This is a genomic window from Gluconobacter sp. P5E10 (assembly GCF_018812145.1).
GTDB lineage: Bacteria > Pseudomonadota > Alphaproteobacteria > Acetobacterales > Acetobacteraceae > Gluconobacter > Gluconobacter cerinus.
This window is the reverse complement of the sequence record NZ_JACRVZ010000001.1, coordinates 659668-674891: the sequence shown is the minus strand read 5'-3', so window position 1 is coordinate 674891 and position 15224 is coordinate 659668. Positions and strand designations below refer to the sequence as shown.

Sequence of the window (15224 nt, the reverse complement as noted above, 5' to 3'; positions counted from 1 at the left end):
GATTACCTCAGCCAATTGACCCGCCTTCCCGAAGTCCATAAGCCAACACCGGCCTACAGATTCAGGATGGACCGGCTGATGCCTATTTCGTTTTCCGACCCGAAGGACCGAGACGAGAAGGAACCGCGCGCGCGCGAACTTTCAAAAATTGCCAGCCTGTTACGGATCGCCCTGACTGTGACGCTGATTCTTCTGGCCGTCTGGCTAATGAAGGATGTGCTGGCTGTTGTTTTCGCCTCAGCACTGATGGCCGTCGTCCTGCACGGCCTCGCCCGGATCGTACGGCGCCACGTCTCGTTCATCCCTTATCAGGGCGCTGTTGCTCTTGTCACAGTGGTTATCCTGCTCGCACTGGCAGGCCTTGTCTGGAGCAGCGGCCCGGCGATCGGGGACCAGTTCATTCGCCTCAAACAGGCGCTTGTCCAGCAGTCCGGCGATCTGAAATCGCATCTTTCAGGGTCTACTCTCGGTCAGCTTGTTCTGGATCATCTTCCAACCGCAGTTGGCGGAAATGATGCAACGTCTGGCAGCCTTGGTTCCCTCGGCTCCGGCCTTGCAGGGTCCGTGACTGGTATTCTCAGCAGCGCCTTTGGTGTGCTGGGCACACTGGCTGTCATTCTGATTGCAGGGCTGTACTTTGCCTTGTCGCCTGCAATTTACATTGACGGTTTTCTACGCCTCGTTCCTTCCCAGCACCGCGCATCCGCACGTGAGTTACTCATGGCGGCTGGCACGACACTCTGGGCGTGGACAGCAGGTCAGGCCCTCGACATGCTCGTCGTGGGCATTCTGTCCGGGATTGGCCTCTCTTTGATTGGTGTCCCTCTTGCGCTTGCACTCGGTGTGGTCGCCGGTATCTGCAACTTCATTCCCTATATCGGCGCCATCCTTGGTGCGGTCCCGGCCGTGCTCCTGGGCCTTTCCATGGGAAGCAAAGAAGCCCTGTTCGTGGCCATTCTTTACAGCGTGATCCAGTTCTTTGAAGGCAACGTTCTTGCGCCCCTCATCCAGCGGCGTGCAGTCCATATGCCACCCGCCGTTGCCATTCTGTCCCAGACGGTTTTCAGCACCATTCTTGGCATCCCAGGCCTGATCCTGGCGTCTCCGATCACGGCAGCCCTGCTGGCTATGGGAGACAAGGCAACGGCCCCTCTCGATGACGAAGAACAGACCCGCCGCGACGTCGGCGAAATTTCTGAAGACGAAGCCCGGAAAGACTGAATATTTCGCTTGCTCCTGACGTAACGTCATCATTGCAGATGATGCGTCAGGAGGAAGATCAATGACTGCAAAGACCCTGACCATTGGCGAACTTGCCAAAGCCAGCGCAACAACACCCCGGACACTTCGACATTTCGAAGCTTTGGGGCTCATCAAGCCAGCCCGGGCTGAAAATGGCAGACGCGTTTACACGCTCCAGACAATCAGCACGCTGGCACGCATTTTTCTTTTAAAGCGCATGGGATTCAGTCTCGCTGAGATCCGCTCCCTGGAGCTGAAGCCGGCATCCCCAAAAGATATCATAGGGACCCAACTTTCCCTGCTGTCAGCACGCATGACAGTATTAGAAAGAACAATTTCCCAACTCCGCACCACCCATAATCTAATTTCTGGCCACCTCTCCGGTTCAGAGAGCCAAATTTACGATGGTCCGATGGATCTGGTGGCATTTTGCCTTCTGCTGCGAGAAGGAGAAGCCATTCTACAACGGGAAAATATTCAGCCCGTTTTTGAAAAATACTTTACTGCCGAAGAACAGATGGCGTGGCAGACGCAAATGGATCGTCACTTCCCAACTGAAGACAAAGCATCCTATCAGGTTCTCTGGGAACGACTTATCGTGCGCTGTGAAGATGCTCTTGCCCGCTCGGTATCCCCATCTGCCCCAGAAGCTCAAAGCCTCGCAAAGGATTGGCTAGAACTTCAGAAGCCTTTGCAAAAGGCCGTGGGCCCGGAGCTCTGGCGCAAGACGGGGACAATGTACGAAGACATGCAGGAATGGCAGACACCTGAACGACAGGCGCCTTTCAGTCCTGAAGTGTTCAGCTTTATCCGTGAGGCTGCAATTCTGCTGGCTGGAGCGCCGTGAGAGACGCGTCTTCAAAGGCGTTCATGCGGTACGGGCCATTGTCCTCAAGCTGAACACCGACGATGTCCGCTTGATGCTTGTGCTTCCAGATGGAAATGATGACCGGATGATTGTCCGCGTTGTTCATGCGCAGGATGACCTGCCCCTTCGCAGGCGGCTGCTCCCCGCTGGGGCCCCAGGCCGTTGTGTGGGACTGAAGCCACAGATTAATGTCCTGAACTTCAGTTGCACTCAGATCCCGGCTGACAGGAGCGACTATCTTGCCTTCAGTCACCGGCGGGAATTTCCATGCGTGGATCAGTGGCCACGCCACGAACCAGACGATACCTACTGGAATGAAAACCAGTGCACAAAAAGCCAGTAACAGCTTCTGCTCGCGCCTCATAACGTGTCTCCTGCCCAGCTTTTCAGGGCTTCCGTGATACGATCCACTTCTTCACTCGTCAGCTCTGGCTGAATAGGAAGTGCGAGAATACGTGTTCCGAGATCTTCCGAAACAGGAAGAGCTGCACCGTCATGATGCTCGCTATACGCGGGCTGATGATGGAGAGGTTTCGGGTAGTACACTGCCGTCGGCACACCCGCGGCCTTCAGGTGCGCCTGAAGGGAATCCCGTTTCGCTGCATCTGGCAGCAACACGCTGTAAATCGCCCAGGCACTTTCGCTGTCACGCACGCGCACCGGCTCTTGAATACCTTGCGGCATGGCACGGTCATATGCGCAGGCAATGGCTTCACGCTTGATCAGTTCATCTTCAAAAGCATCCAGTTTCGCCAGAAGAACAGCCGCCTGAATCGTGTCCAGCCGACCGTTGATGCCGATCCGCTCCACTTCGTATCGCGTCTTGCCCTCACCGTGCGTTCGCAGGGAACGATAGAGGGTGGCCAGGTCCTCATCATCCGTCAGAATAGCGCCGCCGTCTCCGTAGCCGCCGAGAGGCTTGGACGGGAAAAACGATAACGTCGTAGCACGCGCCTCGTGCCCCAGACGGCGTCCGTGATAGGAGGCCCCGAAAGACTGCGCGCAGTCCGCAATGAGCGTCAGATCTTCCTGGGCCGCAAAAATTTTCAGTTCATCCCAAGGCGCAGGCTGCCCGAAAAGATCCACCCCAATCAGAGCTCGCGGCTCCAGTTCCCCACCCTTCCGCACAGCGGTCAGCCGCTCCGCGAGAGACGTCAGACTGATCTGGAACGTATCTGGTTCCACATCAACGAAAACGGGCGTTGCGCCCAAAAGGAGAACAACTTCAGCCGTCGCCGTATAGGTGAAGGCTGGTAGAAAGACCGCGTCCCCCGGTCCGATCTCTTCTGCCATCAGAACCATCAGGAGTGCATCGGTGCCCGACGAGACGCCAACAGCATATTTCGCGCCCCCGAACTCGGCCAGCCGCTGCTCAAGTTCCTCGACCTCGGGGCCCATGACAAAGCGACAATGCTCAAACACTGCGTCAACACGGCTCTTGATCGCGTCTTTCAAACGAGCCTGCTGTTTGGGCAGATCCAGGAAGGCTATCGGGGTAATCATGCAGTGACCTCCGCATCAGGCTGTGAAAGCGCGACCGCAGACGGCGCCTTTCCATCCCGGTTATGGTTGAATTCCGGCACCAGCCGGTGAAATATTTCCATGACAGCTGAAAGATCTTCGCGGTGGCACGCCGCTTCCAGCGCATTCATGGCATCAGTCGCGATATTGAAATCCACTGTCCGGGGAGACGCCATTCTCAGACCGGGCGCATCTGTCGGCACTGGGGCTTCCCGGCCATGAAACAGCTCTTCAAAAAGCTTCTCGCCAGGGCGTAGGCCCGTAATCTGGATTTCCACGTCTGTTTCTGGTTTGAGGCCAGCCAGGCGGATCATCTGACAGGCAAGATCCATGATTCTGACCGGATCGCCCATATCCAGAACGAAAATGCCGCCCTGCCGGAGACGCTGATCCGTTGTATCTTCCCCGCAAGCATCCTGAGTGCCACGGACGGCTGCCTGAAGCACCAGACCGACCGCTTCAGGGATCGTCATGAAGTAACGGGTCATGTCCGGGTGGGTTACGGTCAGCGGGCCGCCATGTTCAAGCTGCCGGCGAAACAGGGGGACGACAGACCCCGTAGAGCCCAGGACATTCCCAAAACGCACGGTCACACACCGCAAACCGCCTTTACCAGCACGCGCACGCATATCGAGCGCCTGTCCATAGACCTCAGCGCAGCGCTTGCTGGCCCCCATGAGGCTGGAGGGGTTAACGGCCTTGTCCGTCGAAATCATCACCATCGCCTGCGCCCCTGAACGCTCGGCCTCGTCCAGAACAATGCGAGTTCCTACGACGTTGGTCAGCACACCCTCGATCGGATTTGATTCCACGATCGGTACATGCTTGAGCGCGGCGGCATGGAAAATAAGTGCTGGACGATATTCCATGAAAATTTCGGATATCCTGCCGCGATCGCGCACATCAGCAATAATCTGATGCCGCTGAACCGCAGGATATCGCTCTGAAAGATCCAGATTGATCTGCCACAGCGCATACTCGCTGTTTTCAATCAGAAGAATGGCAGCAGGCCTGAACGAGGCAATCTGTCGCGCCAGCTCAGATCCAATGCTGCCGCCGGCCCCCGTCACAGCGATGACCTGCCCAGCGATCAGGCGGCTCATCCCTTCGCTATTCAACGCTACCGGAGGTCTGTTCAACAGATCTTCAATGGCGACGGGACGAAGCTCAACACTGTCTGCGGGCTTCAGATCAGTCAGAGAGGGCGTTCTCTGAACATCAACGCCATACTCACGTGCGACTTCAAGGATACGGGACAACGGAGCGCCCCGCAGTTCGGACGTGGTGATAACCAACGTATCCGGCAGACGCCCCGAGGCTAACATCTGCTTCAGAATTTCAGGCGTTTCATCAATCGTTCCAAGAATGGGACAACTGTGAATGCGTCGTCCTGCCTGCTGCGTCCCACCTGTCAGAAGCCCGACAACGCGACGGCCAGCCTGATGATCCCGCTCCATTGCGCGAATGAAAAGATCCGCCTCGTGATCAGCGCCGAGTAACAGCACGCGCTCACGCTCAGCGACCATAAGGCGACGACGCGCTGTCAGCCGCCAGAACATGCGTAGAGCACCCAGGCATGTCAGGAGGACCAGCGCATGAATGACCGGGAATGTCGTGCTTGGAAGCGGGTAGCCAGCCAGGTGAAGCAAAGTTGAGAACAGCGTGGCACTGACAACTGATGCACAGGCAATATTAAAAAGATCGGAAAGACCGGAAAACCGCCAGTACTGCTGTGCCATACGAAAAGGCAGCCCGCTGACGAGGAGCGTAATCCCCCCGCCCGCCACAAACCACAGCGGATGAAGCAGTCCTCCATGAGGGTCAGCCAGCCAACGTGCCACAGGGGCTGCCGCTGCGGACACGACTCCATCCAGAAGAACATTGAGAGCGATGCGTCTCGCCTGTGCGGTCGTGCGACCTGTACGGCTGATAGCGCTAGACGGGGCCGGAAACTGAGGGCCAGAAGATGGTGTGACTTTCACGTCTCCCTTATAACGCCAAAACCACTGTTCCCATAAAGTCCGTCCATGCCCTTTTCTTTGTCGTCCTTTCTCTCCGGTCTTACCCTGCTGGACTTGTGTGCCGCAGTCCTGTGCACGGTCCTGGTCGTCCTGATGATTCAGGCCGGAATTATGGACACTCCCGTGCACCGGAGCTCCCATACGCGGCCAACACCCAAAGGCGGAGGCATCGGCATTATCGGAGCTTTTCTGCTCTGCGCGTTACCAAGCCTGTTTCTCAAAGGGCAGCCCATCCTAAATCCGTCCGTCATCGGGATGCTGGCCGGCGTTATTCTACTCGCTGCCGTTTCCTGGCTGGACGATCTGTATTCTTTCAGGGCGCGTTACAAGCTTGGTGCACAGTTCATGGCCGCCTTTTTGGCCGCGGCTGGAACGGGCGCATCTCTGCCAATGATGGGGATTTTCATCCTGGGGGCCGTGTTTATCACCAATGCCCTCAACTTTATCGACGGGATTAACGGGCTAGCCTCAGGCACGATGATGATCGCCGCAGCCCTTCTGGCGTCAGCAGGGATACAGCCTGTTATTTTCGTGCTCTTCGCGGTGTGCCTTGCAGCATTTCTGCCATGGAATTTTCCCAAGGCCCGCATTTTTATGGGAGATGTTGGCAGTCAGGCAGGAGCGCTTGTCATCGCTTGGGGGGCCATGCAGCCTCTCCATACTTCGGCGCTCATCGTACTCGCAGTGCTTTCAGGCGTGCTGTGGGATGTCCTCTTTACGCTGGCTCGCCGCGCCCGCGCAGACGATCGACTGACCGAGGCTCACCGTGGGCATCTTTATCAGCTCGCGATCCGCTCAGGACTGCCAATGCCGCTTGTAACGACTGTCTATTGGGGATTTGCACTGTGGGGTGCAGTGGCCTGTCTGGCCAATGAGTGGCTCGTAACTGCCCTGCTCATTTTTCTGCCTCAGCTTTGCTGGACAGGCTATATCTGCACGCGAGCCAGAGCCCGCGTGCAGGATCGCTGGTAATCAGCCAGCGCGACGTGTGCTGATACGCTCGACAGAAGCAGCTGCGCGCTCTGCACGAACCGGACGGGTGCCGGAAGCTTCAGCCATGACAGCGCGCATCTCACGAAGGAAGGAAGAACCCTTCAGCGTGCGCTGCACGAGGACGGAACGACGATCCAGCGGATCAACCTTACGACGTGCCAGATCCAGCTCACCCAGACGGTCCAGAGCGCGTGTAATAGCGGGCTTGGACACCTTGAGCTCCGAAGCCAGACCACGAACGGTGTGTGCACCGTCACGCAGGTAGCAGGTCAGGAACACAGCAAGCTGGCGGGCAGACAGATCAGGACCATCACGGCGCACCATGGAGACGACGGTGTCGCACAGAAGGTGAAGCATCTGGTCGTTGTTAGCCTGAGGCATTTCTCTCTCCTTAACGGTCTGCCCTGCCTGTTACCCGATCGAGTAACAGGAAAAAGAACATTCGAGCCTTGCCGGCCCGAGGGGTTTCATCTGTGGCTCACCCCATCATGGGATTGAGCGTTGGTCTTCTACATCTGGTGTTTTGAAACGCATCCGCAAGTATGCGGGTTTCAAAACGATTTATGCTGCGGCTAGCAGCTTTCGAACATGGAAGGCCGTATGCCCTATCAGAAGCAGATTTACACCCCATAGTTTTAAGACAATCATATTACGGTTCGTTAAGGATCACCTTCCCGTCAGGTTCTTCACTTCACGAAGACCTGCGAATGTTTGTTATCATTTTAAGAAGCGCACGAAGTGCCAGCGTCTCGCCACCCTCTGGCCGACCCGGAGAATTGGCGTCATTCCACGCGTAAGTGTCTATATGCAGCCAGTTTTGTCCGGCAGGAACGAAGCGCTGAAGGTACAAAGCGGCTGTAATAGCGCCTGCCATGGGCTTGGATGTAATATTTCCGACGTCGGCTATTTTACTATCAAGCCATGCGTCATAGCCATGCCAGAGTGGCAATCTCCACAAAGCATCTGCAGTATCTGAGCCCGATTCGAGCAGTAATTGAGCCAGTTCGTCACTGTTACTGAACACCGCTGGAAGGTCTGGACCGAGAGCTACGCGCGCAGCGCCGGTCAGGGTTGCAGCATCCACAATGTAATCTGGGGCAGATTCAGCGGCTTCCGTTATCAAATCGCACAACACCAAACGCCCCTCTGCATCCGTGTTGCCAATCTCTACCGTTTTTCCGCTTCGCGTCCGCAGAACATCGCCTGGGCGCATGGCATGGCCAGACACACTGTTCTCAACACATCCAAGACGCAGTTCCAGATCAACATCCAGTTGCAGATCAATCGCCGCGCACATCACAGCCAGAAGCAGGGCTGCGCCGCCCATGTCTTTTTTCATACGCAGCATGCCTGCTGCGGGCTTCAGGTCGTACCCCCCCGTATCGAAGCACACGCCCTTCCCAACAAGAGACAGACGTGGCGCGCCTTCACGCGCTTTCCAGCGGGCCACAACAACAGCAGGCTTGCGCTCAGACCCCTCACCCACCTCTGCCAAACATGGATACGCGGCCTTCAGGTCATCGCCCTCAACAATGCGAACGTCTGCACCACGATTTTCCAAAGCCCGATAAGCCGACAGCGCCAAATCTTTCGGACCAAGCAGATTGGCAGGCGTATTGATCAGATCCCTGCCAAACCAGTTTGCTTTCGCATAGGCAATAACGGTAGCCGCGTCGTCCGGAACAACCAATCGCGTGGTGAATGACCGCACGACCCCGACACGATATTGATATGTTCCCATGGCGAACCCGAGAAGAGCAGTCTCCTGAACGGCGCTTTCCATCCCGTGCGGCAGAAGGCTCCAGTCACCCTCCGGAAGGATCGTTCCCAGCACGCCGAAGGCTGTCGGGTCATTCAGGCGCCCCTCATCGACACAAAGCAGAGCGGCCCCCGCCCCACCGTCGCCAGGCAGAAGCGTAAAAGCGCCATCTTTTGCTTTGAACCCCTGCGCCGTCAGAAAAGATGCGTGCTCGCCCAGGAGACCGGCAATCGTCTTGTCATCCTGCACCTTCACCAGATGCACAACGCGCGGTGTTGGAGCCTCGCTGGCGGAAACAAAAGGGAGCTGGATGTGAGAACTCATGAACCTCTTTCCTTAAAAGATCGAACCTTTTGGCTCGAACGCTTGCTTTTGTTCCGCAGGCACCCGACCATTCACACATGAAGGGTGCACACCGCGGTAACCATTCCGCTCATCATATCATGCCAGCAAGCGTCCGTGCGGCACTTGGCCCAACCAATACGGGCAAGACGCACTATGCTCTGACTCGCATGATGGCTCATTCCTCCGGCATCATCGGTTTTCCGTTGCGCCTTCTTGCGCGCGAAAACTACGAACGCCTGGTCGCGGCCAAAGGGGAGCGTTCCGTCGCCCTTATAACAGGAGAGGAAAAAATTGTTCCTCCAGGTGCGCGATGGTTCTCCTGCACGGTCGAAGCCATGCCACTGGACCGGAAAGCTGAGTTCGTGGCTGTCGATGAAATCCAGCTCGCGTCTGACCCGGACCGTGGACATATCTTTACGGATCGTCTTCTCCACGCCCGGGGAACCGTAGAGACACTCTTCCTTGGTGCGGAAACAATTCGTCCGCTCCTGCAAAAGCTGGTGCCCGGAATCGAAATCGACACACGCACACGCCTGTCGAGTCTCGCCAGCACCGGACCAACCAAGCTTTCTCGCCTTCCCCCCCGATCGGCCATCGTCGCTTTCTCGATGTCAGAAGTTTACGCTCTGGCCGAAGTCATACGACGCCGAAGAGGTGGTTGTGCTGTCATCATGGGGCAACTCAGCCCCCGGACGCGAAACGCCCAGATCGAGCTCTACCAGAACCGGGAAGTCGATTACCTAGTGGCTACCGATGCCATCGGGATGGGGTTGAACATGGATGTGGACCATGTTGCGCTTGCCCAGCTTTCCAAATTTGACGGCACAACACCCCGCCCGCTCTTCCCGCAGGAAATAGCGCAGATTGCCGGCCGTGCGGGGCGTGGCATGAAAGACGGTACATTTGGCACCACGGCTGATTGCCCGCCCATGTCTGCCGCAACCATAGATGCCGTAGAACAGCACCGCTTCGATCCGATCCAACGGCTATACTGGCGCAATCACGCACTGGATTTCAGCAATCCCCGGGCTCTTCTCGCCAGCCTTACGGTCGCGCCGCCCTCCCGCGGCCTGATGGCAGGCCGCGTTGCATCTGACGTTGTAACTCTTGAGTCCCTGATCCTGGACCCGGAAATTCGGGAGGTCGCCAAAGGAAAGCGTGCGACGTCTCTTCTCTGGGAAGTCTGTCAGATCCCCGATTTTCGCAAACTTGGCGATGACAGCCACACACGGCTCTGCGCACGCCTGTTCCTGCACATTCTCAAGGATGGCGCCGTTCCAGCAAACTGGATGGAAGGACACATCAAGGGTTTTGCACGCACCCAAGGTGACATTGATACCCTGATGCATCGTCTGACGGGCGTACGGGTCTGCTCTTATGTGGCCGCCAGAACAGAATGGAGCCGTCACTCATCCGTCTGGCAGCAACGCGCCCGGGAAGTGGAAGACCTGCTTTCAGACGCACTGCATGAGCGCCTGACTTCCCGCTTTGTGGACAGACGCGCCACGTCCCTGCTTCGCCGGCTGGATGCTGAGACAGATCGCAATCTCCTGTCCGCCGTCACCGCAGACGGCGAGGTCATTGTCGAAGGCCACAGCATCGGCAAGATCCGTGGCTTTTCTCTCCAAACTGACACCACAAACGGGCCTGATCATCAGATCGTTCTCAAAGCCGGACGCAAAGCGCTCCTGCAGGAAATTCCACGTCGGGTCCGTCTTTTTCAGGAGACGCCAGATAGTGCTCTGTCCCTTGAGACAGAAACCGGCATTCTATCGTGGGACAACATCCCCCTCGGCCGATTGACGGTTGGAAAAACGTTTCTACAGCCAGCCGTCAGATTGTTTTCCGCTGAGTTCACTGACACCAATCAGCGAATTCAGGTTGAGCAGCGCCTTCTCCGTTATGTGGACAGCACACTTCAACGGGATCTCTCCGTTCTCTACAAAGCGCAAAGCGCCGTAACGGATCAGCCTCAACTCAGAGGCATTCTACATCGATTGCATGAAGACGGCGGTATCTCCTCTGTCCTGCCGTCAGATCAGTCCCTCCCGCCTCCAGCTCAACGGGCCTTGCGGAAGCTCGGCGTGGAAGTGGGTCGTTTTGCCGTTTTCTGTCCCGCACTTCTGCGTCCACGAGCATCGGCCCTTCTGACACTTCTCACACAACTCCGCCTTGGCCTTCCCCTGATGCCCCCACCAGCCGGTCGTGTCTCGTTGCCATGGCATATGGTGGAAGGCGTTCCAGGCTGGCTGCAGGCAGCCAAGACAGGGGTCAGACTCGATATCGCCGAACGTATTGTGAAAGAGCTGGAGCAATTGACGCGCAAGCGGGATCATCCTGCTCCCGCCGGTCTCGCCTCACGCCTTGGACTCAAAGCCGATCTTCTTCCTGAGGTTCTTGGTGCCCTTGGCGTTGCCCACAAACCACCGTGCTCTCCCAGCCAAACGCATGCTGGGCCCCCTGCACCACTGATGCTCCTGGCTGACCGCCGCAATCGAGCAACACGCAGAAAGGCCAGACCGTCAGGAGCGGCCAGCAACGCAAGACGCCCCATTGTCCGACCAGACAGCCCTTTCGCCGCCCTGGCCATTCTGAGAGATCGTGCTGCCCCATGAGTGATGCCTATCAACGCCTGGATCAGTGGCTTTATTATGCCCGCGTCGCCAAGACACGCCCGCTCTGTGCAACCATTGTCAGCAAAGGGCGCATCCGGGTAAACAGACAGCCCACCAGCAAGCCGCATGCTAAACTCAGGGTGGGTGATGTAGTAACCCTTCCGCCTCTCAGCCCCGGTGAAGACGTGCGTGTCTGGCGCGTTCTGGACCTTGGGGAGCGTCGGGGCCCCGCGAAAGAAGCATCCCAGCTATACGAGATCGTGAGAGAAGAGCCTAAGAAGCTTGCTTCCTAGGCCAATCCTTCGCATATCATCCCGCACAATATGAAATTGGGCCGCACAGCCGGGCCCGAATGAGGATCGGAGACACCAATGAGCTATGTGGTCACGGAAAACTGCATCAAGTGCAAGTTCATGGACTGCGTGGAAGTTTGCCCCGTAGACTGCTTCTATGCCGGAGAAAATTTCCTCGTCATTAATCCGGACGAATGCATCGACTGCGGCGTTTGCGAACCTGAGTGCCCGGCAGAAGCCATCTTCCCGGATAGCGACAACCGTGCAGCTCCATGGATCGAGATCAACTCCCGTCTCGCCGCCCAATGGCCAAACATTACCCGCAAGGGCGAACAGCCAGCTGACGCGGAAGAGTGGAAAGATCAGCCGGGCAAGGCAGCCATGCTGTCCGAGGCTCCCCACAAGGACTGAGACGCCTCTCCCACCAAGATACTATCAAGCCCGGCCTATTGTGCCGGGCTTTTTTTTATTGCGCCTGCTACCCCCTGCTCAGTTGGAAACTGCGAGGGCATTAAGGGGGGCACCTGAGTACCGATCAGGACAGCAGACATAAAAAAAGCTGACAGGATTTCTCCTGCCAGCCTTTCCTGCCGTGATCCCAAAAGAGATCTTAGCGGGACATCATGTTGATGGCCGTGTCATGCATGATGAACAGCGTGCCGCCAATAATGACGATGACTGATACTGCTGCAAAGATGAAGCACATCAGGTTCCAGCTCTGCTCGTTGCTGGTGTTCATATGAAGGAAGAACACCAGGTGGACCACGATCTGAACGACCGCAAGAACACCGAGAGCTGCAAGTGCCATCCCCGGGGCCAGTGCGTGTGTCATGACTGCTGCGAAAGACGCAACAGTCAGGACGACCGCAAGAACGAACCCGATGATGTAAGACTGATAGGAGCCGTGGCTACCATCGTGGGTTGTATGTGCCTGGGCCATTACATCACACCTGCGAGATAGACGAAGGAGAAAACACAGATCCAGACGATGTCCAGAAAGTGCCAGAACAGGCTGAGGCAAGTCAGCTTGTCCATCATCCGCGGAGACAGATCCTGCGGGCCCATCATCTGGACCATCAGAACTGCCATCCAGATCAGACCGCAGGTGACGTGAAGACCGTGCGTACCAACCAGCGTGAAGAACGCGGAGAGGAATGCAGAACGGTCAGGACCATTTCCTTCTGCAATCATGTGGGTGAACTCAGTCACCTCAAGACCGACGAAGGAAAGACCCAGAACGAACGTCACGGCGAGCCACAGAAGAACCATCCCCTTGTTCTTTGCCAGCGCACTGAGCGAGGCAAAGCCGTAGGTGATGGACGAGAACAGCAGGATAGCCGTCTCGATCCCGACATTCGTCAGATCGAACAGTTCTTTCCCCGAAGGGCCTCCGGCGTACTGGTTCCGGAGGACTGCGAAAGCAGCAAAGATCGACCCGAAGAGAATGCAGTCGGTCATCAGGTAGAGCCAGAAACCGAAGACGTTCGGGCTCTCGTGGTGATGCTCGTGATCGTGACCGTCAGCGTGTGCCAGAGGCGACATGGTTGCTTCGTGAGCCATTAGCTATGCCCCCCTTACTCTGCTGCCTGAGCAGCGGCGATACGACGGGAATAGACTTCCTCGTTGTGCTCGATTTCGCTGACAGGGACGTAGTAGTCGATATCACGGTTTGCACTGCGCATGATCATGGTGGCAGCGATACCGATCAGACCAAGACCAGCCATCCACCAGATGTACCAGATTGCACCGAAGCCCAGGATGAAGGCGAACGCACCGATGAAGGCACCAGCAGCGGTGTTCTTCGGCATGTGGATCGGAGCAAGCGGCTTGTTGTGTGCACGACGGCCAAGCTGCTTCTCGGTGTGGAACGTGTCCAGACCGTGAATGTCCGGGATCACTGCGAAGTTATAAGCCGGCGGCGGAGAAGAAATGGACCACTCCAGCGTACGGCCACCCCACGGATCGCCCGTCAGGTCGAGGTTTTCCGGTAGGTTACGGTCACGGATGGAGACGTAAAGCTGCGTGAGCTGGCAGACGATACCCAGAGCGATAACAACCGCACCAGCTTCTGCAATCAGCAGCCACGGACGCCAGTCCGGATTGTCGTAGTGGTTCATACGACGCGTCATGCCTTCGAGACCGAGGACATAGAGCGGAACGAAGGCAAGATAGAAGCCAACGAACCAGCACCAGAACGCGCGCTTGCCCCAGGCTTCGTTCAGCTTGAAGCCGAAAGCCTTCGGGAACCAGAAGCCCATACCTGCAATGTAACCGAAGTACACGCCGCCGATGATGACGTTGTGGAAGTGGGCAATGAGGAACAGGGAGTTGTGCAGGATCCAGTCAGCGGCCGGCATGGCCATCATGACGCCCGTCATGCCACCGATGGAGAAGGTGATCATGAAGCCGATCGTCCAGTACATCGGAGCCGTGAATTCAACACGTCCCTTATACATGGTGAACAGCCAGTTGAAGATCTTCACACCAGTCGGGACTGCGATAACCATCGTCATGATACCGAAGAAGGTATTAACGTTGGCGCCTGCGCCCATGGTGAAGAAGTGATGCACCCACACGACGAACGACAGCACCATGATGGAGCACGTAGCGTAAACCATCGTGTTGTAGCCGAAGAGCGGCTTGCGGGAGAACGTTGAGGTAACTTCAGAGAAAACACCGAAGGCCGGGATGACCAGGATGTAAACTTCCGGATGGCCCCAGGTCCAGATCATGCTCAGATACAGCATGACGTTGCCGCCGGCATCGTTCGTGAAGAAGTGCATGCCGAGGTAACGGTCGAGGCTGAGCAGTGCCAGCGTAACCGTCAGAACCGGGAAGGACACCATGATCAGCACGGTTGTGCAGAACGCTGTCCAGGTGAAGACCGGCATCTGCATCCAGCCCATGCCAGGAGCACGCATCTTAACGATGGTCGTGAAGAAGTTCACGCCCGTCAGAAGCGTTCCGACACCGGAAATCTGAACGGCCCAGATGTAGTAGTCAACGCCGACGCCCGGGCTGAACTGCATCTCGGACAGAGGCGGGTAAACCAGCCAACCGCACTGAGCAAACTCACCGATAAACAGTGAAAGGTTGATCAGAAGGGCGCCGACCAGCGTCATATAGAAGCTGAGCGAGTTCAGGAACGGGAACGCAACGTCGCGCGCACCGATCTGGAGAGGCACCACCAGGTTGAGCAGCCCCGTCATGAACGCCATGGCCATGAAGAAAATCATGATCGTGCCGTGAGCGGAGAAGATCTGGTCGTAGTGGTGTGGCGGAAGGTAACCAGGGTTACCGGCATAGGCCAGCGCGAGCTGGGTACGCATCATGATGGCGTCCGCGAAGCCGCGGAACAGCATGACAATTGCCAGGATGATATACATCACGGCAAGGCGCTTATGGTCGACTGTCGTCAGCCATTCACGCCACAGGTAACCCCACTTACCGAAGTAAGTAACGGCACCCAGCACGGCAAGGCCGATGACAGCCACACCCAGGAATGTGCCGACAAGGATCGGCACATCGAAAGGTATGGCTGAAAGGGAGAGTTTTCCGAGCATCTGT

14 protein-coding genes are annotated in these 15224 nt (G+C 57.0%); 6 read left to right on the top strand and 8 right to left on the bottom strand.

Going from position 1 to position 15224, the window contains the following annotated elements; genetic code table 11:
* Positions 1 to 78 precede the first annotated feature (78 nt).
* Positions 79 to 1221 carry an AI-2E family transporter gene (locus KP707_RS03030; RefSeq protein ID WP_099210338.1) on the top strand — a complete coding sequence of 381 codons (1143 nt, stop codon included), beginning with the start codon at positions 79 to 81 and terminating at the stop codon, positions 1219 to 1221.
* Positions 1222 to 1282: 61 nt separating this feature from the next.
* Positions 1283 to 2089, top strand: coding sequence for a MerR family transcriptional regulator (locus tag KP707_RS03025; protein WP_211502092.1), 807 nt, complete (start codon positions 1283 to 1285; stop codon positions 2087 to 2089).
* Here the strand turns inward: KP707_RS03025 and KP707_RS03020 are convergent.
* The 3 genes from KP707_RS03020 to KP707_RS03010 are packed head-to-tail and all read right to left on the bottom strand — an operon-like array spanning position 2049 to position 5562.
* Positions 2049 to 2474 (bottom strand): hypothetical protein, encoded by a 426-nt coding sequence (locus KP707_RS03020; protein WP_046899633.1) that lies wholly within the window; start codon positions 2472 to 2474, stop codon positions 2049 to 2051. The two genes, KP707_RS03025 and KP707_RS03020, sit on opposite strands and share 41 nt — an antisense overlap.
* On the bottom strand, positions 2471 to 3613 hold the full coding sequence (locus KP707_RS03015; RefSeq protein WP_211502091.1) for a DegT/DnrJ/EryC1/StrS aminotransferase family protein: 1143 nt from the start codon (positions 3611 to 3613) through the stop codon (positions 2471 to 2473). The genes KP707_RS03020 and KP707_RS03015 overlap by 4 nt, the downstream gene beginning before the upstream one ends.
* Complete coding sequence (locus KP707_RS03010; protein ID WP_338085302.1) at positions 3610 to 5562, bottom strand: nucleoside-diphosphate sugar epimerase/dehydratase; 1953 nt, start codon at positions 5560 to 5562, stop codon at positions 3610 to 3612. The genes KP707_RS03015 and KP707_RS03010 overlap by 4 nt, the downstream gene beginning before the upstream one ends.
* 96 nt (positions 5563 to 5658) lie before the next feature.
* Here KP707_RS03010 and KP707_RS03005 point away from each other — a divergent pair, with 96 nt between their 5' ends.
* The gene (locus KP707_RS03005) at positions 5659 to 6624 is read left to right on the top strand and encodes a glycosyltransferase family 4 protein (protein ID WP_211502089.1); all 966 of its coding nucleotides are present in this window, start codon (positions 5659 to 5661) and stop codon (positions 6622 to 6624) included.
* On the opposite strand, the gene KP707_RS03000 is transcribed toward KP707_RS03005, so the two are convergent.
* Positions 6625 to 7026, bottom strand: coding sequence for a MarR family transcriptional regulator (locus KP707_RS03000; RefSeq protein ID WP_046899636.1), 402 nt, complete (start codon positions 7024 to 7026; stop codon positions 6625 to 6627). It lies immediately after the preceding gene.
* A 310-nt stretch (positions 7027 to 7336) separates the two neighbouring features.
* Positions 7337 to 8728: a leucyl aminopeptidase family protein gene (locus tag KP707_RS02995; protein WP_211506690.1), complete on the bottom strand. Its 1392-nt coding sequence runs from the start codon at positions 8726 to 8728 to the stop codon at positions 7337 to 7339.
* A 77-nt stretch (positions 8729 to 8805) separates the two neighbouring features.
* Between KP707_RS02995 and KP707_RS02990 the strand changes: the two genes are divergently transcribed.
* The 3 genes from KP707_RS02990 (at position 8806) to fdxA (ending at position 12068) form a co-directional block, all read left to right on the top strand.
* Positions 8806 to 11364 carry a helicase-related protein gene (locus KP707_RS02990; protein WP_211502087.1) on the top strand — a complete coding sequence of 853 codons (2559 nt, stop codon included), beginning with the start codon at positions 8806 to 8808 and terminating at the stop codon, positions 11362 to 11364.
* Entirely contained in the window at positions 11361 to 11657 is a 297-nt protein-coding gene (locus KP707_RS02985) for an RNA-binding S4 domain-containing protein (RefSeq protein ID WP_046899639.1), read from the top strand. The genes KP707_RS02990 and KP707_RS02985 overlap by 4 nt, the downstream gene beginning before the upstream one ends.
* A gap of 78 nt (positions 11658 to 11735) precedes the next feature.
* On the top strand, positions 11736 to 12068 hold the full coding sequence (gene fdxA / locus KP707_RS02980) for a ferredoxin FdxA (RefSeq protein ID WP_046899640.1): 333 nt from the start codon (positions 11736 to 11738) through the stop codon (positions 12066 to 12068).
* 199 nt (positions 12069 to 12267) lie between these two features.
* Here fdxA and cyoD read toward each other — a convergent pair whose 3' ends face one another.
* From cyoD to cyoB, 3 genes are read right to left on the bottom strand one after another with little or no spacing between them, the layout of a single operon-like run.
* Entirely contained in the window at positions 12268 to 12597 is a 330-nt protein-coding gene (gene cyoD, locus KP707_RS02975; protein WP_086634521.1) for a cytochrome o ubiquinol oxidase subunit IV, read from the bottom strand.
* Positions 12597 to 13217: a cytochrome o ubiquinol oxidase subunit III gene (cyoC, locus tag KP707_RS02970; protein WP_046899642.1), complete on the bottom strand. Its 621-nt coding sequence runs from the start codon at positions 13215 to 13217 to the stop codon at positions 12597 to 12599. The genes cyoD and cyoC overlap by 1 nt, the downstream gene beginning before the upstream one ends.
* Before the next feature lie 14 nt (positions 13218 to 13231).
* A complete protein-coding gene (gene cyoB / locus KP707_RS02965) occupies positions 13232 to 15220 on the bottom strand; it encodes a cytochrome o ubiquinol oxidase subunit I (protein ID WP_086634522.1) in 1989 nt (662 codons plus the stop codon).
* Positions 15221 to 15224: the final 4 nt, after the last annotated feature.